The 19584-nt window shown below is 73.7% G+C and carries 18 protein-coding genes; 13 read left to right on the plus strand and 5 right to left on the minus strand.

Annotated features, from left to right (window positions below):
* Window positions 1-72: 72 nt before the first annotated feature.
* On the plus strand, window positions 73-927 hold the full coding sequence (locus IEY20_RS12010) for a PPK2 family polyphosphate kinase (protein ID WP_022903332.1): 855 nt from the start codon (window positions 73-75) through the stop codon (window positions 925-927).
* Between the two features lie 270 nt (window positions 928-1197).
* Entirely contained in the window at window positions 1198-3282 is a 2085-nt protein-coding gene (locus IEY20_RS12015; protein WP_175327385.1) for a DEAD/DEAH box helicase, read from the plus strand.
* 73 nt (window positions 3283-3355) lie between these two features.
* Here the strand turns inward: IEY20_RS12015 and IEY20_RS12020 are convergent, their stop codons facing one another.
* Both IEY20_RS12020 and IEY20_RS12025 read right to left on the minus strand, forming a co-directional pair.
* Window positions 3356-3865, minus strand: coding sequence for a mycothiol transferase (locus tag IEY20_RS12020; RefSeq protein WP_175327386.1), 510 nt, complete (start codon window positions 3863-3865; stop codon window positions 3356-3358).
* A gap of 10 nt (window positions 3866-3875) precedes the next feature.
* Window positions 3876-4391, minus strand: a complete 516-nt coding sequence (locus IEY20_RS12025; protein ID WP_175327387.1) for a MarR family winged helix-turn-helix transcriptional regulator — start codon at window positions 4389-4391, stop codon at window positions 3876-3878.
* A 255-nt stretch (window positions 4392-4646) separates the two neighbouring features.
* On the opposite strand from IEY20_RS12025, the gene IEY20_RS12030 reads away from it, so the two are divergent.
* From IEY20_RS12030 to IEY20_RS12045, 4 genes are all read left to right on the plus strand, one after another.
* Window positions 4647-5246 (plus strand): M73 family metallopeptidase, encoded by a 600-nt coding sequence (locus tag IEY20_RS12030; RefSeq protein WP_175327388.1) that lies wholly within the window; start codon window positions 4647-4649, stop codon window positions 5244-5246.
* Between the two features lie 45 nt (window positions 5247-5291).
* Window positions 5292-6455: a S24/S26 family peptidase gene (locus IEY20_RS12035; RefSeq protein ID WP_175327389.1), complete on the plus strand. Its 1164-nt coding sequence runs from the start codon at window positions 5292-5294 to the stop codon at window positions 6453-6455.
* Window positions 6456-6526: 71 nt separating this feature from the next.
* Entirely contained in the window at window positions 6527-7690 is a 1164-nt protein-coding gene (locus tag IEY20_RS12040) for a metallophosphoesterase family protein (protein WP_175327390.1), read from the plus strand.
* Window positions 7690-10680, plus strand: coding sequence for an AAA family ATPase (locus IEY20_RS12045; RefSeq protein ID WP_175327391.1), 2991 nt, complete (start codon window positions 7690-7692; stop codon window positions 10678-10680). Before IEY20_RS12040 ends, IEY20_RS12045 begins: the two co-directional genes overlap by 1 nt.
* A gap of 129 nt (window positions 10681-10809) precedes the next feature.
* Here the strand turns inward: IEY20_RS12045 and IEY20_RS12050 are convergent, their stop codons facing one another.
* Together IEY20_RS12050 and IEY20_RS12055 are read right to left on the minus strand one after the other, a co-directional pair.
* Window positions 10810-10986, minus strand: a complete 177-nt coding sequence (locus IEY20_RS12050) for a hypothetical protein (RefSeq protein WP_022903036.1) — start codon at window positions 10984-10986, stop codon at window positions 10810-10812.
* Window positions 10983-11777, minus strand: coding sequence for a class E sortase (locus tag IEY20_RS12055; protein WP_229728029.1), 795 nt, complete (start codon window positions 11775-11777; stop codon window positions 10983-10985). The genes IEY20_RS12050 and IEY20_RS12055 overlap by 4 nt, the downstream gene beginning before the upstream one ends.
* A gap of 94 nt (window positions 11778-11871) precedes the next feature.
* Here IEY20_RS12055 and IEY20_RS12060 point away from each other — a divergent pair, with 94 nt between their 5' ends.
* Window positions 11872-12321: a GNAT family acetyltransferase gene (locus tag IEY20_RS12060; protein ID WP_175327393.1), complete on the plus strand. Its 450-nt coding sequence runs from the start codon at window positions 11872-11874 to the stop codon at window positions 12319-12321.
* 152 nt (window positions 12322-12473) lie between these two features.
* Here IEY20_RS12060 and IEY20_RS12065 read toward each other — a convergent pair whose 3' ends face one another.
* On the minus strand, window positions 12474-13451 hold the full coding sequence (locus IEY20_RS12065) for an EamA family transporter (protein WP_175327394.1): 978 nt from the start codon (window positions 13449-13451) through the stop codon (window positions 12474-12476).
* 36 nt (window positions 13452-13487) lie between these two features.
* On the opposite strand from IEY20_RS12065, the gene IEY20_RS12070 reads away from it, so the two are divergent.
* The 6 genes from IEY20_RS12070 to IEY20_RS12095 all read left to right on the plus strand — a co-directional run bounded on the left by IEY20_RS12070 (window position 13488) and on the right by IEY20_RS12095 (window position 19578).
* A complete protein-coding gene (locus IEY20_RS12070; RefSeq protein ID WP_175327395.1) occupies window positions 13488-14627 on the plus strand; it encodes a CPBP family intramembrane glutamic endopeptidase in 1140 nt (379 codons plus the stop codon).
* 9 nt (window positions 14628-14636) lie between these two features.
* Window positions 14637-16478 carry a DNA helicase RecQ gene (recQ, locus tag IEY20_RS12075; protein WP_188889171.1) on the plus strand — a complete coding sequence of 614 codons (1842 nt, stop codon included), beginning with the start codon at window positions 14637-14639 and terminating at the stop codon, window positions 16476-16478.
* 105 nt (window positions 16479-16583) lie between these two features.
* On the plus strand, window positions 16584-17330 hold the full coding sequence (locus IEY20_RS12080) for a lysophospholipid acyltransferase family protein (protein WP_229728031.1): 747 nt from the start codon (window positions 16584-16586) through the stop codon (window positions 17328-17330).
* Between the two features lie 103 nt (window positions 17331-17433).
* The gene (locus IEY20_RS12085; protein ID WP_175327398.1) at window positions 17434-17700 is read left to right on the plus strand and encodes a hypothetical protein; all 267 of its coding nucleotides are present in this window, start codon (window positions 17434-17436) and stop codon (window positions 17698-17700) included.
* Window positions 17701-17794: 94 nt separating this feature from the next.
* Window positions 17795-18670: a M23 family metallopeptidase gene (locus tag IEY20_RS12090; RefSeq protein WP_175327399.1), complete on the plus strand. Its 876-nt coding sequence runs from the start codon at window positions 17795-17797 to the stop codon at window positions 18668-18670.
* Between the two features lie 65 nt (window positions 18671-18735).
* Window positions 18736-19578, plus strand: coding sequence for an NAD(P)-dependent oxidoreductase (locus IEY20_RS12095; RefSeq protein WP_204620637.1), 843 nt, complete (start codon window positions 18736-18738; stop codon window positions 19576-19578).
* Window positions 19579-19584: the final 6 nt, after the last annotated feature.

Raw genomic sequence — 19584 nt, forward strand, 5'->3', positions numbered from 1 at the left:
GGTGCCAGGACGGGGTCCCGGTGCCAGGATGGGACCAGACCCGCAGTGGGACGAGACCCCGCAGGAGGACCCGTGAGCCGTCGCAAGGCCTGGAACGCCGACCCCGAACCACTGCTCCGCGTCGAGGAGGGCTTCCGCCTCGACCGCGTCGACCCCGACGCCACCCCGGGGTTCCCCGGCCGGAAGATCGACGGGCTCGAAGCGCTCGCCGCCGGCGCCGCCCGGCTCTCCGCGCTCCAGGAACGCCTGCACGCGTCGTCCACGGCGGGCGACGAACGCCGGGTGCTCCTCGTGCTGCAGGCGATGGACACGGCGGGCAAGGGCGGCATCGTCTCGCACGTCGTCGGCGCCGTCGACCCGAACGGTGTCCACTACGCAGGCTTCAAGGCCCCGACGGCCGAGGAGCGCGAGCACGACTTCCTCTGGCGGATCGAGCGCGAGCTGCCCGGAGCCGGACAGCTCGGGGTGTTCGACCGCTCCCACTACGAGGACGTCCTCATCCAGCGCGTCCGGTCGTTCGCCCCGCCGGAGGAGATCGAGCGGCGCTACGGGGCCATCGTCGACTTCGAGGACCGCCTGGTCGCGGCGGGCACCACGATCGTCAAGGTCATGCTGCACATCTCGAAGGACGAGCAGCGCGAACGCCTCGGCGACCGGCTCGACCGGCCTGACAAGCACTGGAAGTTCAACCCCGGCGACATCGACGAGCGCCTGCTGTGGGACGACTACCAGGAGGCGTACCAGATCGCCCTCGAGCGGACGTCGACCCCGCAGGCGCCCTGGTACGTCGTGCCGGCGAACCGGAAGTGGTACGCCCGGCTGGCGGTGCAGCAGCTCCTGCTCCGCGCGCTCGAGGACATGCAGCTCACGTGGCCGCCCGCGGACTTCGACGTGGCCGAGCAACGTCGTCGGCTCGCCGAGTCCTGACCGGGCTCCCACCCGGCCGGGAGGCACGGCTCGCCCCCGCCACGCGCCTCGCCTCTGCACGGGCTGGCCACGCGTCGCCGGATCGCGTAGACTCACGCGGTCGGCTCTCGACGCCGTGACATTGTGATCACGGAGTGTTCGTCTGGGTGTGTGTTGCTCGAGGGCTGGATTCACGTCGATCCGCGACGGGAAGAACCCCCTCTCCGCACGCTGCCTGCGCCGATGTCGCTGCCGGGCCCTGCGGACGTTCTGCACCCCAGGAAAGTAGCCATGGCCCCGTACAACAAGGGCGGCGCGGACAACCGTGCCTCCGACCGCGTCCGCCACCCGAACGGCACCCCCGCCGCTCGCAGCAGCAAGCACCGCGGCTTCCGCGCAGCCGATCCGTCGCAGCCGCGCCAGAAGCAGCGCTGGGACGCCGAGGAGCGTCGCGGCCGCGGCGCACAGGGCGACCGTCCCGCGCGCCCGAACTGGGAGCCCCGCGAGGGCGGCCAGAGCCGCTGGAACCGTGACGACCGCGGGCCCCGCCGCGATCAGGACGACCGCGCTCCGCGTCGGTTCGACCGCGACGATCGTGACCGTGCGCCGCGTCGTGATCGTGACGACCGTGCCCCGCGTCGCTTCGACCGTGACGACCGTGACCGTGCACCGCGTCGTGACCACGATGACCGTGCACCCCGCCGCTTCGAGCGCGACGATCGCGCGCCGCGTCGGTTCGAGCGCGACGATCGCGCGCCGCGTCGGTTCGAGCGCGACGATCGCGCGCCGCGTCGGTTCGACCGCGACGACCGCGACCGTGCACCTCGTCGTGACCAGGACGACCGTCCGCGTCGCTTCGACCGTGACGACCGTCCCCGTCGCTTCGACCGTGACGACCGTGACCGTGCGCCACGTCGTGACCAGGACGACCGTGCCCCGCGCCGGTTCGACCGTGACGAGCGCGCCCCGCGCCGCTCCTTCGACGAGGACCGTCCCCGCCGCGAGCGCTTCGACCGCGACGACCGCGACCGTGCCCCCCGTCGCTTCGACGACCGCCCGCGCCGTTCGTTCGACGAGGACCGTCCGCGCCGCGACCGCTCGGACCGCGACGAGACCCGCACGCCGTACGTGCCGGCCGACGACGTCAAGCTCGAGAAGCTCCAGGCCGAGGCCACCGTCGCGGCCGACGTCGAGGGCGTGACCTTCGGCGACCTCGGCATCGGCGGCAACATCTCCCGCGCACTCGCCGAGCTCGGCGCCGCGACCCCGTTCCCGATCCAGGCCGCCACGATCCCCGACGTCATCGCCGGCAAGGACGTGCTCGGCCGTGGTCGCACGGGTTCCGGCAAGACGATCGCGTTCGGTGCGCCCCTCGTCGAGAAGCTCATGGAGCACGGCGGCGGCACCAAGCGGAAGATGGGTCGAGCCCCACGCGCGCTCATCCTCGCGCCGACCCGCGAGCTCGCCCTGCAGATCGACCGCACGGTGCAGCCGATCGCCCGCTCGGTCGGGCTCTTCACGACCCAGATCTACGGCGGTGTCCCGTACGGCCGCCAGGAGGGTGCCCTCGAGCGCGGCGTCGACATCATCGTCGGTACGCCCGGTCGCGTCCAGGACCTCATGAACAAGGGGAAGCTCGACCTCAGCGAGGTCATCATCTCCGTGCTCGACGAGGCCGACCACATGTGCGACCTCGGGTTCCTCGAGCCGGTCCGCGAGATCCTCTCCGCGACCGCCGAGGTCACGCCGCAGGGCAACCGCGCGCAGAAGCTCCTGTTCAGCGCGACCCTCGACGCCCAGGTGGCCTCGCTCGTGTCGGAGTTCCTGCACGAGCCGAGCGTCCACGAGGTCGCCGGTGAAGACCAGGCGTCCTCGACGATCGACCACCGCGTGCTCGTGGTCGAACAGCGCCAGAAGGACCAGCTGCTCGAGGAGCTCGTCGCAGGCTCCGGCAAGACCATCGTCTTCGCCCGCACCCGCGCGTACGCCGAGCGGCTCGCCGACCAGTTCGAGGACGCCGGCATCCGCGCGACCTCGCTCCACGGCGACCTCAACCAGTCGCGGCGCACCCGGAACCTCGGGCTGCTGACCAGCGGCCGGGTGAACGTGCTCGTGGCGACCGACGTCGCGGCCCGCGGGATCCACGTCGACGACGTGTCGCTCGTGGTGCAGGCCGACGCACCAGACGACTACAAGGCGTACATGCACCGCTCCGGCCGCACGGGCCGCGCCGGAGCCGAGGGCACGGTCGTGACGATCGTCACCCGGAACCGCCGGCGCAAGATCGAGGGCATCCTCGACAACGCCGAGATCGAGGCCGACCTCGTGGAGGCCGCCCCCGGCGACCGCCTGGTCGCGGAGCTCGCGGCGCGCTGACGCACGGACGGACCGACGGGAGGCACGGTGCCAGCTGGCACCGTGCCTCCCGTCGGTTGCTGGAGCAGCCGCGTCAGCGGTTGCAGAAGAGCAGACCGCGCACGTACCCGGTCTGACCGGCGTGCTGGACGCAGTCGTCGAGGATGCTGACGAGCCGGACGCCCGCGGTCACGGGCGGGTCCCAGGCGTCGTCCACGACCGCGTCGAGGTCCTCCGGGGTCAGCGTGCCGAGGTACGCGACGGTCCGGGCGGTGACCGCGTCGAGGTAGCCGGACAGCAGGTCCGCCGACGCACGGACACGACCGACGTCGTCCCGGGACATGCCGTACCCGAGTGCCTCCGCGGGGAACGGCAGGCCGAACCGCCGGGCCCAGCCGTCCGCGGTCCAGACCTGCTCGGAGCCCGCGAGGTCCGCGACCTGTGCGTCCTGGCCCCGGGCGGTGTGCCACGCGAGCCAGGCCAGCGTGTTCGCTCCCGCCGCGGGCCGGGCGGCGAGCTGGTCCTCGGACAGGCCGTCGAGGGCGCGGCCGACGGTCGCCGGGACGCGGGAGAACGCTTCGGTGAGGAGTGCAGCGGGTGTCATGCCCGCGACGCTACGCGCGGTGCGCGAGGGCGTCGCCGACCTGCTCGAAGACCTCCGCGAGCGCCGTGCGTGCGGCCGGCGCGACGGCGTCGGCGAAGGCGGTCCGCCACGGTGCGCTGAGCTCCTCGGCGATCCCGGCGCCCGACGGTGTGAGGTGCAGGAGGATGCTCCGGCGGTCGTTCGGGTTCGGACGGCGCTCGAGGTGCCCGCGCTGCTCGAGGCGGTCGATGAGCGACGTCATGGCGCCGGTCGACAGCTGGAGGAACGCCCTGGCGTCCTTCGGGGTCATCCCCTCGCCGTCCGCGGCGGCGAGGTGGAAGACGAGCCGTGCGTCGGTCGGGCCGAGGTCACGCGCCGCGCTCGCACGGTCCAGGGCCTGCGTGTGCCGGGCCTGGAACCGCCGGAACGCGTCGACGAGTCGATCGAGCTCGGCGTCCGACGCGGGCACGAGGACGTCGGGGGAGGCCGGCGCCGGCGGCAGCTCGGTGGCTCTGCGTCCGGGGAGGACGGGGGTGGTGTCCGACATCGCGGTTCTCTCGGGTGGGGGTGGCCGACGCGGTGGGAGCCGCGTTCGTCCAGTGTACGCAAGTAGCTCAACGATCAAACTACCCCGACAGGGGGCCGAGCCGTGTCTTGTGTGTCGCACGGCGATCGAGTAGCTTGACGATCGTAACAACACGACGGTCGCTCACCTCGACCGCCGCCACGGCACGCAGCGCGACCAACCACCGCGGGTCCGGGCCGGCCACCGATCAGATCACTTCTCCGCTGGAGCACACCCATGTCCCGTGTCACGCCTCGCGCTGCCCGTCTCGCCGCCTGGATCGCCGTCCCCGCCGCACTCGTCGCCTCGGGCGTCGTCGTCTCGACCGCCTCCTACTCCGCGTTCTCCGCCACCACCGTCAACCCGACGAGCAACTGGACCGCCGGCACGGTCGCACTCTCCGACGACGACGCCAACACCGCGCTGTTCACCGTCACGGGGTTGAAGCCCGGGTCGACCGGCACCAACTGCATCGCGGTGACGTCCACGGGGTCGCTGCCCTCGACCGTCAAGCTGTACGGGACGAACGCGGCGACGACGAACGCGCTCGCGACCAACATCAACCTCACCGTCGAGCAGGGCACCGGCGGCGGCTTCGGCTCGTGCACGGGCTTCACCGCCGCGGCGACGAGCGGCACCCTCTACACGGGCACGGTCGGCGGCTTCGGCTCGACGTCGACGAACTTCGCCTCCGGCATCGGCACGTGGGCCCCGACCGGCACCGCGTCCGAGACCCGCGTCTACCGGTTCACGTACACCGTCCCGACCTCGGCGCCGAACTCGATCCAGGGCGGCACGGCGGCCCTCGGGTTCACGTGGGAGGCCCAGAACAGCTGATCCGCCCGCACGGTCCCGTCGTCGCACGCCAGGTCGGAGGTCCTCGTGGTCAGCACCGCGGTGCCCGGTGGTCACCTGCCCCGGGCCGTGCTGCGTGACGCCGTCGACTGGGGGCGGGTGGTCGTGGCGACCGCGGCCCGCGCGGTCGTGGCCGGGCTCCTCGGGCTCGCGCTCTGGGCGGCTGCGCCGGCGCTCATCGGCTGGCAACCCACCACGGTGATGACCGGGTCGATGGCGCCGCGGCTGGCGCCCGGTGACGTCGTCGTCTCCCGGCCGGTACCGCCCGACGAGGTCAGGCCGGGCCGGATCCTGCTCGCCGACGACCCCGACGTGTCCGGCCACCTCCGGATGCACCGGTTCGTGGAGGAGGGCCCCGGCGGCAGCATCGTCACGAAGGGCGACGCCAACCCGCAGGCGGACTCGACGCCGCTCGAGCGGTCCGCGGTGCACGGTGTGGCCTTCCTCCGCATCCCGTTCATCGCCGCGCCGGTCACCTGGCTCCACGACGGCGACTGGGTGCGGCTCGTGCTGCTCGGGCTCGGCCTCGCCGCGGTGCTCGCCCTGTGCACGGTGGACGGCTCGCTCCGGCGGCTCGTCGACGAACCCGCGGACCCCGGCGACCCACCGGACGACCCCGGGGGCGACCCCTCGACCGGCCTGGAGGCGCGGGGCGGGCCCGTCACGTCCCTCCAGGCCGACGGATCCCCGCCCGGCACACGCCGGTCGCCGCGCGGACACGGGCGACGACGCCGTCCGCAGCACCGGCTGCGCCGGCTCGGCGGCACGGCCGCCGTGGTGCTGCTCACCGTCGGGGTCGGGACCCTGGCGCCACCGTCCGCGGTCGCGGCCCCGTTCTCGCGGACGACCGGCTCGGCGTCGAACTACGGGGCGGGGACGCCACAGGCGGTCCTGACGCTGTCGTGCGCCCCGGCGAGCAGTGACAGCGTCACGATCTCCTGGACCTACCCGACCACGCCCGGCATCGGCGAGCCGTACAGCTTCGACCTCGTGTCCGGCGGGACGCAGGTCGCGACCGCGGACGGCGGCGCGACCTCGCTGACCTACCGCGGCGGCGGCCTGCTCGTCGTCGGGACCTACGACCTCCGCCTCCGCACGAACCTCGGGGGCACGTGGACGGTGCTCAGCCCGCAGACGGTACGGGTGCGGGTGCTCTCGGTCGTCGGCCTGGGGTCGGCTGCCTGCGCCTGACCACGACGGCTTCCGTCCACAGGGGCCGCGGGGCGCCGGGGGATGTCCGTGGGCGGCGCTACCGTGACCGCATGCGGATCCTGCACACCGGCGACTGGCACCTCGGTCGCACCCTGCTCGGAGCCGACCTCCTCGACCACCAGGGGGCCTTCCTCGACCACCTCGTCGACGTCGTCCGGGCACGCGCGGTCGACCTCGTGGTGGTCGCCGGCGACGTCTACGACCGGGCGATCCCGCCGGTCGAGGCGGTCCGCATGCTCTCGCGCGCACTCGAGCGCCTCGCCGAGCACGCCACCGTCGTCATCACCCCGGGCAACCACGACTCGGCCGCTCGGCTCGGGTTCGGCGCCGGGGTGATGGGTCAGCGGGTGCGGATCCTCGCCGAACCCGCGGGCATCGGCACGCCGGTGCTCGTCGACGACCCGGACGGCACGGTCGCCGTCTACGGCATCCCCTACCTGCACCCCGACCTGACGCGGTGGGCCCTCGCCGACGTCCCGGACGAGCCGCTCGCCCGCTCCCACCAGGCCGTGGTGGGTGCCGCCACCGACCGCATCCGGGCCGACCTGGCCGGCCGTCCCGGCACGCGGAGCGTCGTCGTGGCCCACGCCTTCGTCGGTGGCGCGCAACCGAGCGACAGCGAGCAGGACATCCGCGTCGGCGGGGTCGACATGGTCGCCCGGTCCGCCTTCGACGGGTTCGACTACGTCGCCCTCGGCCACCTGCACGGACCGCAGCGGGTGGGCGACGGGGACCGCGTGCGGTACGCCGGGTCCCCGCTCGCGTTCTCGTTCGGCGAGCGGCACCAGGCGAAGTCGGTCACGCTCGTCGACCTCGCTGCCGACGGCACGGTCGCCGTCGAACTGCTCCCCGCCCCGGTGCCGCGACGGCTCGTCGACGTCCGGGCGGCCATCGCCTCGATCGAGTCCGGCGACTTCGCGGCGGACGCCGACGCCTGGGTCCGTGTCGCCGTCACCGACACGGTGCACCCCGAGCGCATGTACGCGCGGGTGAAGGACCACCTGCCGCACGCCCTCGCGATCACCCACGAGCCGGCCGACGCCGTCGCGCGACCCGCGGCGCGTGCGGTCACGGCGACGTCCGACCCGGTCGAGGTCGCCGCGGACTTCGTCGCCTTCGCCACGGGCGCGCTGCCGGACGACGACGACCGCGCCGTCCTGACCGAGGCGTACGAGGCGGCCGCGCGGGTGCTGCAGACCGAGGGGGACCGCTGATGTACCTGCACCGCCTGGAGCTCCGTGCCATCGGCCCGTACGCGGACACGGTGACCATCGACTTCGCCGCGCTCGCGGCATCCGGGGTCTTCCTGCTCGAAGGGCCGACGGGATCCGGCAAGTCGACGATCATCGACGCCGTCGTGTTCGCCCTCTACGGCGGTCTCGCGGGGTCGGACGCCAGCAGCGACCGCCTGCACAGCCAGCACGCCGACCCGTCCGTCGAACCGTACGTCGAGCTCGTGTTCGAGACCGGCGCCGGGGTGTTCCGCGTCCGGCGGACCCCGCAGTACGACCGGCCGAAGCAGCGCGGGTCCGGCACCGTGAAGCAGCAGGCGTCCGCCCAGCTCGTCCGGCTCGCCTCCCCGACCGACCCCGCGGGGGAGCCCCTGTCCGCCCGGATCCCGGAGGTCGGCGCCGAGGTCGTCCGGATCGTCGGGCTCGACCGGGCACAGTTCCTGCAGACGGTCGTCCTGCCCCAGGGCGAGTTCGCGCGGTTCCTGCGGTCGCCCGGGGAAGACCGCCGGAAGCTCCTGCAGTCCCTGTTCGGCACCCAGGTCTACGACCGCACCGCCGAGGAGCTCGCGGCCCGACGCCGCGCGGTCCTCGCCGAGGTCGAAGGCGCCGATGCGCGCGTCCGCGATGCACTCGCACGGTTCTCCGAGGCGGCCGGGGTCGAGTCGGCGGCCGAGTCGGACGTCCCGGGCACGGTCGACCACCTCGGCGCAGCAGCGTCCGCCGCCGAGGCTGCCCGGGTCGAGGCCGCGACGACGGCGACCACGGCGTCCGAGCAGGAGACCCTCCTCCGGGCCCGCGCGGCAGCGGTGGGCCGGCGTCGCGAGCTCCTGGCCCGCCGGGCGACGCTCGAGCAGCAGACCGAGTCGGTCGAGGCCGCACGTCGGCGACTCGACCGGTCGGCCCGAGCGGCTCGGGTCGTCGGCTTCGCGGACAGCCTCGACGCCGCGCGCGACCGTGCGGCCGCGGCCCGAGCCGACGCCGCGACCCTCCGCGAGCGACACGGCCTCGACCACGAGCACGACGTCGAAGGGCTCGCCGACCGGCTCCGGACCGCCGCCGACGCCGAACGGCACCTGGTCGACACGGCGTCGCGACTCGACGCCCGGGCAACCGCGCTCGACGCCGCACGCGCCGACCGGGCCGCCCTCGACGAGCGACTGGCCGACCTCCAGCGGCAGCTCGCGGACCGGCCCGCCGACCGCCTCGCGCTCGTCGCCCGCGCGACCGACGCCGCGGCGCTGGCCGCCGGAGCGACGGGGGCGGCACACGAGGTCGAGCGCCTCGCCGGGCTCCAGCGCGAGCGCGATGCGCTGGCCGTCGCCACTGCACAGGTGTCGGTCGCGGAACAGACCGTCGTGGCCGCCCGCACGGCGGCGGAGTCCGCGCTCGGGATCGAGCGCGACCTCCGTGACCGCCGCATCGCCGGGCTCGCCGGGGAACTCGGCGCCGCGCTCGCGGACGGCACGCCGTGTCCGGTCTGCGGTGCCGTCGAGCACCCGGCGCCGGCCGCCCCGCAGGACGACCACCCGACGGCGGAGGCGATCGACGCTGCGGCCGAGCGGGCGCGGCGGGCGGAGCAGACCCTCGCGGACGCTGCGGCCGACCTCCGGGTCGCGCAGGCGGAGCACCGGCGGCTGACCGAGTCGGTCGGAGCCCTGGACGACGCTGACCTGGCAGCCGCCGTCGAGCGCGCCGCCGCGGCGGTGCAGGCAGCCCGCGCGGCGGCGGACCTCGTGAGCGGCCTCGACCGCGAGCTGACCGCGCACGACGAGACCACCCGGGCGCTCGAACGGACCCGGAACGACGTCGACACACGTCGCGCCGTCCTCGCCACGTCGATCGACGCGGACGCCGAGCGCCTGGAGCACGACCTCGGAGCGGTCCGAGCTGCCGTCGAGCGGCTGACCGCGCTGCCCGTCCCGGGCTCGCCGGAGCTGCCGGACACGGCCGGGATCGCCGTGGCCGTCCGCACGGTGGACTCTGCGGTGGCGGTGCTGCAGTCGATCGCACGCGCGGACGCCGCGGTGGAGCAGGACGACCGCGTCGTCGCCGACCGCGCGGTGGAGGTCGACGCCGCGCTCGAGGAGCACGGGTTCACCGACGTCGTCGAAGCCCGGGCAGCGCTCCTCGACGAGTCGACCGAACACGCCCTCCGACGCACCGTCGAGGACGCGACCACGGCCTGGGGGATCGTCGACGCGGGGTTGGCCGAGCCCGCTGTGCTGGCCGCGGCGGACGACATGGACACCGACTTCGACCTGGACGCAGCCGCGGCCGACCGGGCCGGCGCTGCCGCCGTGCTCGACGAGGCCACCCGGGCGGCGGTGACCGCCACCGACCGGGCCGCCGCAGCGCGTCGCTGCGCCGCGGACCTCGCCGCCGCGGTGCGAGCACGCGACGAGACGAGTGTCCGGAGCCGAGCGGTCGTCCGGCTCGCCGACGTCGCGAACGGTGCGACCGCGGTCAACCCGTCCGGGATCACCCTCGGCACCTACGTGCTCATGCGCCGCTTCGAGGACGTCGTCGCGGCCGCGAACGACCGGCTCCGGAACATGCTCGCGGGACGCTTCACCCTCGAGACCTCGGATGAGCGAGAGTCGGGGTCACGTGCACGCCGGACCGGGCTCGCGCTCGCCGTCCACGACCACACCACCGAAACCGTGCGCGATCCGCGCAGCTTGTCGGGCGGCGAGACCTTCACCGTCTCGCTCTGCCTGGCGCTCGGGCTCGCCGACGTCGTGCAGGCCGAGGCGGGCGGTGTGTCGCTCGGCACGCTGTTCGTCGACGAGGGGTTCGGCACGCTCGACCCGGAGGCACTCGACGGCGTGCTGGTGCAGCTCTCGCGCCTGACCGCGGGCGGACGGCAGGTCGGGATCGTCAGTCACGTCGACGAGCTGAAGCAGCGGATCCCGGAGCGCATCGCGGTGCGTCGGACCGCGTCGGGCGCCTCGCGGGTGACGACGACGGTCTGAACGGGCCAGCGGGTGCTCCGGCGAGCAGCCGTGTCCGCGTCCGCGTCCGTAACCGCGTCCGCGTCCGTAACCGCGTCCGCGTCCGTAACCACGTCTGTGTCCGTAACCGCGTCTCTGTCCGTGTTCGCGTCAGGGTGACGGTGTCGAGTCGACGGTGCCGTCGGGCGGCGGCAGGATGTCGGCCGCGATCCACGGGAACACCCACGTGAAGAGCACGAACACGATCGCGGCGAGCAGGACGACCAGCTCGATCACCTTGAGCGCTGTCGGACCCGGCAGGATCCGCCACACGAGCGGGAAGATCACTTGGCGAGCTCCTTCGGCGTGCCCTCGGACACCGGCATCCAGTAGTCGAGCTTGGCGTGCACGACGTAGCGCTGGGCAGCGGACCACATCGGGTGGCAGGCCGTCAGCGTCAGCCAGCGGTCGTCGGCCGTGGGTTCGACCCCGGGCTTGTTCGGGACCGGCGCGATCGTCTCGATCTTGTCCGGGGTGACGATCTGCGAGTCCGTGACCTTGTAGACGTACCAGACGTCGAACTTCGTCGCCTTGTCGGTCACCCGCACCACGACCGCGTCGCCGTCCTGGAGGTCAGCGATCTGGTTGAGCGGCTTGCCGTACGTGACCCGGTGGCCCGCGACGGCGAAGTTGCCCTCGGCTCCGGGCATCGCGGTGTCCTGGTAGTGCCCGAGGCCGATGGTGTTGAGGACCTTCTCGCGGTCGGTGCCCTCGCCGATCGGGCGGTCGTAGTCCGCGCCGAACCGGGGGATCTGCATCGTGCCGAAGACGTCCTCGATGTCCTTCGGTTCCGCGAGCACCGGAGCCGGTCCGCGGTGCTCGGTGCCGCTGCGCGAGGGGGGGTCGACCTGACCGAGGCCCTCGACGAGCTTCGTCTGCCTCTGCACGGCCACGACATCGGTCCACCACGCCGTCCACACGACGTAGAGCCCGGTGCCCGCGCCTGCGATGATGAGGAGTTCGGCGATCAGCGAGACGATCGCGCCGCCGACGGTCTGGCGTCGTCGCGGGGAGCGGTGCGTGGGCGCGTCGCTCGCCTGGTCGCCGGAGCGCGACGGGATGGTGTCGTGCGCGGTCACGAGGCTCCTGATCCTGTGGTGGTTCGGACAGTTGTACCATCCCATGCCGACGGCAGGGTGTCGGCGCTCTCCACAGGACCGTTACCGTGTGGAGATGGAGCACGTCATCCGGCCGTTCGCCCGACCCGACACCGAGGCGGTCGTCGCGCTGTGGGAGGCGTGCGGGCTCGTCCGCCCGTGGAACGACCCGCGGCGGGACATCGAGCGCAAGCTCTCGGTGCAGCCGGAGCTCTTCCTCGTCGCCGTCGAGGCGGGCGACCGGTCCGTCGAGACCGTCGACCGGGTCGTCGCGGCTGGCATGGCCGGCTTCGACGGACACCGGGGCTGGGTGAACTACCTCGCCGTCCGTCCCGACCTGCAGGGCTCCGGGCTGGGTCGGCGGCTCATGGAGGAGTTCGAGCAGCGGCTCGCGGCGATGGGCTGCCCGAAGCTCAACCTGCAGGTGCGGGCCGGCAACGAGCAGGTCATCGGCTTCTACGAAGCGCTCGGGTACGCGGACGACCTCACGGTGTCGCTCGGCAAGCGCCTCATCCCCGACGCCTGACCGCCCGCCGCCGCCCGCCGCCCGCCGCCGCGTGCCCGAGTCTCGCGCTGGGCGACCGTTCTCGCGGCCGTCCGCGCGAGAACGGTCGCTCACCCCGAGTCTCGCGGCCGCCCGGCGCCCGCCCGCCCGGCGCGCGGCCGCCCGCCGCGGCCTCACACCAGCGCGAGCCCGACGGACGCGCCGAACGCCAGCACGATCCCGACGAGCTGGAGCGGCGTCAACCGCTCCCGCAGCACGACCCCCGCCAACACCACCGTCCCGATCGGGTAGAGCGCGTTCAGGACGCTCATCACCGGGAACGTGAGGGGGTCGTCGCTCGAGTGCAGGCCGGCCTGCACGAAGACGTTCGCGAGCGCGTCGAAGAAGCCGCACGCCACGACGGTCGCGACGAGCCGACCGGACCAGCGCGCCCGCCCCGCGGCCAGCAGGGGCACACGACCGACCGCAGCCGGCGCGGACAGCCGGCCCGGGCCTCCAGGCCGACCCGCGCCGTCACGTCGAACAGACGCACCGGCGCCGCCACCTGCGTCCCCGCCTCCGCGCCGCACCACCACGACCGCGGCCATCCCGAGCAGCACCACCTGCAGCGCCCGCGCCACCACGAGCGGCGCCACGCCCGAGTCGGCGGGCGTCATGTCGTACGCCAGCACGATCCCACCGAACCCGCACCCCGCGACCGCCGCCGCGGCCACCCCTCGGGCCGTCAACCGCGCCCCCGACGTGTCCCGCACGGACGCCACGAGCACGACCGCCACGACCGCGACGACGAGCATGCCCACCGCGAGCGGCGAGAGCGCCGTCCCCCGGAGCACCGCGACCACGACCGGGACGCACGCGGCGAACACGGCGGTCACCGGCGAGAGGACGCTCATCGGCCCGATGGCGAGCGCCGTGTAGAGGAGGAGGACGGCCGCGCCGCCCGCGAGGCCCGCGACCGCGCCCCACACGACCGCACGGCCCGAGAACGCCGAGTCCACGACGACGAGCCCCACCAGGAGCGGCACGATCCCGACGAGCGCCGCCACCGCCGTGACGACGACGGGGCGGAGGCGACGCGAGGCGAGGCCGCCGAGGAAGTCGGCGAACCCGTAGACGAGGGCGCCGGACAGGCCGAGGACGACGGTGAGCACGGCTCCCATCCTGCCCGCACCGGTAGCCTGCACGGCGTGAGCGTTCCCTACCAGCGACTTCCCCGCATCGATGGCCGGTGGCGGTGGTGGCGTCCGCTCGTGGCGCTGGCGGTCCTGGCGGGTTGGTACCTCGTGTCCCAGGTCCTCATCGTCATCGCGTTCACGATCCCGATCGGCGCGACCTCCGGGGCGGACGGCCTGATCGACTTCGAGCAGAAGCTCTCGAGCGGCGCGCTCGACCCGACGGACCCGCTGACGCTGTCGGTGTCGCTCGTGTCGCTCGTGGTGCTGCTCCCCGGGATCGTCGTGGCCGTGCGGATCGCGGGGCTCGGGCGGGGCGTCCTGTCGTCGGTGCGTTTCCGGGTCCGCTGGGGCTGGACCGCGTGGTGCCTGATCCCCACCCTCGTGATCGCGGCGATCATGTTCGCGGTGCAGGGTCTGCCGATGCTCACGCTGGACGGCGGCTTCGGTTGGGACCACGACGCCATCGGGCAGTCCACCGTCACGCTGTCGACCCTCGTGCTCACGATCGCCCTCGTCGTCGTGCTGGTGCCGTTCCAGGGCGCCGCCGAGGAGTACATCTTCCGCGGCTTCCTCATGCAGACGATCGCGTCGTGGATCCCGCGCCGCGCCGGGACCGTCATCGCGGTCGCGGTGTCGACGGTGGTCTTCGCCTCGCTGCACATCCCGAACGGCTACAACGTCTGGGGCATCCTCGACGTGGGGTCGTTCGGCCTCGTCGCCGCGATCATCGTGCTCCGCACCGGTGGGCTCGAGGCCACGGTCCTGCAGCACGCGTTCAACAACATCATGATCTTCGTGTTGCAGGCGCCGGGCTGGTCGAGGATCGACCTGCAGTCGCAGGACGCGAACGGCACCTGGCAGGGGTGGCTCGTCACGCTGGGCACGTCGCTGGCGTACTGGGGCATGGTGGAGCTCCTCGCGCGGTGGCGCCGCCTCGATCGTCGCTTCGCCGGGCGCGAGGCACCCCGCTTCCGCGGTCCGGTCCCCGCCTGGGCGGGCGGGTCGCGCTGGGTCCGGCCGGGAGGCACGGGCTGGGACGGCGCGCCGGCGCACGCCGACGGGGTGGCCGGGTCGGCGGACGCCGCGAACCCTCCGGGCGACGCCGCCGCGGGACCTGTGGACGCGACCGCGGGTGTCGCCGGCCGATCGTAGGCTTGGGGCATGAGCACGACGGCCACGACCTCCCCGTCGCGGTCGGCCGCGCTCGACGTCCTGCACCGCGTGTGGGGCTACGACGACTTCCGCGGCGAGCAGGCCGCGATCATCGACCAGGTCGTCTCCGGCGGCGACGCCCTCGTGCTCATGCCGACCGGTGGCGGCAAGTCGCTCTGCTACCAGGTGCCCGCGCTCGTGCGGGACGGCGTCGGGGTCGTGGTGTCGCCGCTCATCGCGCTCATGCAGGACCAGGTCGACGCCCTCGCCGCCAACGGCGTGCGCGCGGCGTTCCTCAACTCGACGCAGGGGCCCGACGAGCGCGCCCGCGTCGAACAGGCCGTCGTGTCCGGGCAGGTCGACATGCTCTACCTCGCGCCCGAGCGGCTCCGGCTCGAGAGCACGCGGGCGCTGCTCGACCGTGCCCGCATCGCGCTGTTCGCCATCGACGAGGCACACTGCGTCGCCCAGTGGGGGCACGACTTCCGGCCGGACTACCTCGAGCTGAGCGTCCTGCACGAGCGCTGGCCCGCGGTGCCCCGGATCGCGTTGACGGCCACGGCGACCCCGCAGACCCACCGCGAGATCTCCGCGCGCCTCGGTCTCGACGACGCCGCCCACTTCGTCGCCGACTTCGACCGGCCGAACATCCAGTACCGGATCGAGCCCAAGACCGGGGCGCTCCAGCAGCTGCTCACCTTCATCCGGACGGAGCACAGCGGCGACGCCGGCATCGTCTACTGCCTCTCGCGGAACTCCGTCGAACGCACCGCCGCGGCGCTGGCCGAGCAGGGCATCCCGGCGCTGCCGTACCACGCCGGCCTCGACGCCCGGGTGCGCGAGCGCAACCAGTCGACCTTCCTCCGCGAGGACGGCGTCGTCATGGTCGCGACGATCGCGTTCGGCATGGGGATCGACAAGCCGGACGTCCGCTTCGTGGCACACCTCGACCTGCCGAAGTCGGTCGAGGGCTACTACCAGGAGGCCGGTCGTGCCGGCCGCGACGGACTGCCCTCGACCGCGTGGCTCGCCTACGGGCTGAACGACGTGGTGCAGCAGCGTCGGATGATCGACCAGTCCGAGGGCGACGCGGCCCACCGACGCCAGCTCAGCGCGCACCTCGACGCCATGCTCGCCCTCTGCGAGACCATCGAGTGCCGACGCGTCCGGCTGCTCGCCTACTTCGGGCAGGAGAGCACGGCGTGCGGCAACTGCGACACGTGCATCGCGCCGCCCGAGTCGTGGGACGGCACCGTGCCCGCGCAGAAGCTCCTGTCCACCGTGGTCCGGCTCGAGCGTGAGCGCGGCCAGCGGTACGGCGTCGCGCACCTCGTCGACATCCTCGTCGGCAAGCAGTCGCCGCGCGTGCAGGAACTCCGGCACGACTCGCTCGCGACGTTCGGCATCGGCGCCGACCTGTCCGAGGGGGAGTGGCGCACGGTGGCCCGGCAGCTCCTCGCGCAGGGGTTCATGGCGGTGTCGGGCGACGGCTACGGCACGATCATCCTCAGCACGACGAGCGCCGACGTCCTCGCCGGGCGGGTGGTGGTCCGCATGCGCCGCGACCCGGTGAAGAGCCCCCGAGCCGGCCGCTCGCGTCGTACGGTCGTGACGGACATGCCGCAGGAGGCGGTCGGGCTGTTCGAGGCCCTCCGGTCGTGGCGCGCGGCGCAGGCACGCGAACAGGGTGTGCCCGCCTACGTGGTGTTCAACGACGCCACGCTCCGGGGCATCGCGGCGGTGAAGCCGGCCGACGTGGACGAGCTCGGCGAGATCTCCGGTGTGGGCGCCGCGAAGCTCGAGCGGTACGGGCGGGCGGTGCTCGACGTCGTCGCTGCCGCTGCCGACTGACCGTTCTCCGCGCGCTGCGTCTGCACGGGCGGATCGCATGCCGTGTCGGGCATGTGCCGCGGAGGACGCTCATTACACTCGGAACCCCGTCACGAGGAGGCCCGGGTGTCCGGATCGACGAAGTTCGCCACCGTGCTGAGCCGCGCTGTGGTCACACCGCTCGCGCGACTGCTGTGGCGCCCGCGGATCGTCGGTCGGCGGAACGTCCCGAAGCACGGCGCCGTCATCCTCGCGAGCAACCACCGCTCGTTCATCGACTCGCCCGCGATCACGCTCATGGCGCCGCGGAAGGTGTCGTTCCTCGCGAAGCAGGAGTACTTCACCGGGACCGGTCTCCGCGGTGCGGTGTCGCGCGCGTTCTTCGGCGGCATCGGTGCGATCGGCGTCGAGCGTGGTGCGGGGTCCGCGGCGCAGCACGCCCTCGACCTCGGGCTCGAACGACTCGAGGCGGGGGAGGCCTTCGCGATCTACCCCGAGGGCACCCGCTCGCTCGACGGTCGCCTGTACAAGGGCCGGACCGGTGTCGCCTGGCTGGCGCTCACGAGCGGTGCCCCCGTCGTCCCCGTCGCGCTGACCGGCACCGAGGACGTGCAGCCCGTCGGCTCGAAGGTCCCGCGGTTCGCGAAGGTGACGATCGAGTTCGGGAAGCCCCTCGACCTGTCGTCCTTCGGTGAGGCCTCGTCCGGCCGTGCTCGTCGCCATGCGACCGACGCCGTGATGGCCGCGATCCAGGAGCTCAGCGGGCAGGAGCCCGCGAACGCGTACAACAACCCGCCGGCCTCGATCGTCGAGCGCGTGAAGCAGGTCCTCCGTCGGGACGACCCCACGACCGCGGCCATCGAGCCCGACTGAGTATTGCGCATACCAAATATCAGTGCTTCAATGGAGGCGTGCCGTCGGCACCCCGGACCGACCGAACGGTCCGCCCAACCGCACTGACCGGAAGGCAAGCAGCATGTCCTCCACACCCCTCTTCGACGCCGTCGCCGCCCGTCGTCGCGAGCCCTCGCCGGCACTGTCCGCGTCCGTCCCGGCGTCGCTCGTCGCCGCGATCGACGCGATCCCACAGCGCCTGACCGCGGACCTCGGTGTCGGTCTCTCCGTCGCCGAGGAGCAGCTCGCCCTCGTCGAGGCCGTCGCCGACGCAGTGACCCGCGCGGTCGTGGACGCCGTGGCCGCGGAAGTCGAGCGGATCACCCGCGACGGCCGCGTCCGCGTCTGAGCCGCAGGTCGTGTCGAACCCGACCCCGCTCCCGACCCGTCGTTCCCGCCGAACGACGGACCGCGGGCGGACCCCCGAACCCACCGGGGCGGCGGTGTCCCCTCCTGCCGCTCCGGTGCTCCACCCCGAGCTCCCGACCCGCCGGGACGACCGGAGTGCCGCGCTCCCGACCCGACGGAGCCTCCGCGCGGCCGAGCACGACGCCCGACGGCGCGATCGCGTCCGGACGCTGACAGAGGCGGTCACCGTCCCGCTCCGCGTGGTCACCGTCCCGCTCCGCGTGGTCACCGGCGCCGTGTCCTCCACGCGGGCGGTCCCCGTCACGGCGACGGCGGTCGCGGCGTGCATGGTCGTGGCGCTCGGGTCGCCGCAGTCCGCCCTCGCCGCGACGCCCCAGGTCGTGACGCCGGGCGTCGGCGCCGTCGGGCAGCAGTACGTCGCTCCCGACGGCAGCACCGCCGTCGGTCTCCGTGACACCTTCGGCGTGGCCCTCGTCCGGCCCGTGCCCGAGCCCACCCGTGCCACGGCGGCGGCTCGTCCCGCCACACCGCGTCCCGCCGCGTCCGGTGTCGTCCGGCCCGTCGTGGGCACCGTGCCCGTGGCCGGCGGTTTCGGTGGCCGCCAGGTCGTGGGCTGCGGCGCCTGCTCGACCGACCACCAGGGTCTCGACTTCGCCGCTGCCGAGGGCACGCCGGTCGTGGCCGTCCTGCCCGGTCGGGTCCTCGCCGCCGGGGTCCTCGGCGGGTACGGCAACCAGGTCCTCGTGCAGCACGCCGACGGAACGCAGACCCGGTCCGCGCACCTCTCCCGCATCGACGTCGTCCCCGGGCAGACCGTCGCCGCGGGTCAGCAGCTCGGTGCCGTCGGCAGCACCGGTGTCTCGACGGGTCCACACCTGCACTTCGAGGTGCTCGTCGACGGTGTGCCGGTCGACCCGGCGGCTTGGCTCGCGGCCCGGGGCATCCGCTGATCGGAGCGGCGTAGCGTCGGATCGGTCGCGGCACGGTGCCGCACAGGACGGAGGCGCTCGTGCGCGTGTCGGTGTTGGGAACGGGTGCGATGGGTGCCGGTGTCGCGGGGTCGCTCCGCCGGGCAGGGCACGACGTGACGGTGTGGAACCGGACCCGCGAGCGGGCCGAGCCGCTCGCCGACGCCGGGGCGACCGTCGTGGACACCCCCTCGGAGGCGGTCGCGGACGCCGAGGTCGTGCTCCTCACGCTGTTCGACACCGACGCCGTGGTCGACGTCCTCGAGCAGGCAGCCGGGGACGCTCCCGAGGAAGCCGTCTGGGTCCAGGCCTCGACGATCGGCACCGCGGGGACCGAGACGGTCGTGCAGCTCGCGGCCAAGTACGACATCACCCTGGTGGAGGCGATGATGCTCGGCACCAAGGCCCCCGCCGAGCAGGGCAAGCTGACGCTCCTCGCCGCCGGACCGGCCGACGTGCTGGACGGGCTCGGCTCCGTGTTCGAGGCGATCGCGGTGAAGACCGTCCGCGCGGGCGAGCAGGTCGGGCAGGGCACCGCGCTCAAGCTCGCGGCGAACGCCTGGATCGCCTCCATCACCGCCGCGACCGGACAGTCCCTCGCGATCGCGCGGTCCCTGGGTCTCGACCCGGCCCTCTTCCTCGAGGCCATCGACGGCAGCGCCAGCGACTCGCCGTACGCCCACACCAAGGGGGAGTCGATGATCGAGGGCGCCTTCCCCGCGCAGTTCGCGCTCGACGGGCTGCGGAAGGACATCGGGCTCATCGCGGAGGCCGCGCGCGCTGCAGGCGTCTCGACGGTGCTGCTCGAGGCGCTCGGCCGGGTCTACGCCGACGCGAGTGCGGCGGGCCACGGCGGCGACGACATCGCGGCGGTCGGCACCGCCTTCTGAGCGGCT

Origin of the sequence: Curtobacterium luteum, assembly GCF_014646995.1 — a bacterium.
GTDB classification, from domain to species: Bacteria; Actinomycetota; Actinomycetes; order Actinomycetales; family Microbacteriaceae; genus Curtobacterium; species Curtobacterium luteum.

Coding starts and splice junctions, on each gene's coding strand:
- IEY20_RS12020 (WP_175327386.1), bottom strand. CDS start 3,865: ATGACACCCGCTGCACTCCTCACCGAAGCGTTCTCCCGCGTCCCGGCG.
- IEY20_RS12015 (WP_175327385.1), top strand. CDS start 1,198: ATGGCCCCGTACAACAAGGGCGGCGCGGACAACCGTGCCTCCGACCGC.
- recQ (WP_188889171.1), top strand. CDS start 14,637: ATGAGCACGACGGCCACGACCTCCCCGTCGCGGTCGGCCGCGCTCGAC.
- IEY20_RS12060 (WP_175327393.1), top strand. CDS start 11,872: ATGGAGCACGTCATCCGGCCGTTCGCCCGACCCGACACCGAGGCGGTC.
- IEY20_RS12030 (WP_175327388.1), top strand. CDS start 4,647: ATGTCCCGTGTCACGCCTCGCGCTGCCCGTCTCGCCGCCTGGATCGCC.
- IEY20_RS12045 (WP_175327391.1), top strand. CDS start 7,690: ATGTACCTGCACCGCCTGGAGCTCCGTGCCATCGGCCCGTACGCGGAC.
- IEY20_RS12085 (WP_175327398.1), top strand. CDS start 17,434: ATGTCCTCCACACCCCTCTTCGACGCCGTCGCCGCCCGTCGTCGCGAG.
- IEY20_RS12025 (WP_175327387.1), bottom strand. CDS start 4,391: ATGTCGGACACCACCCCCGTCCTCCCCGGACGCAGAGCCACCGAGCTG.
- IEY20_RS12040 (WP_175327390.1), top strand. CDS start 6,527: ATGCGGATCCTGCACACCGGCGACTGGCACCTCGGTCGCACCCTGCTC.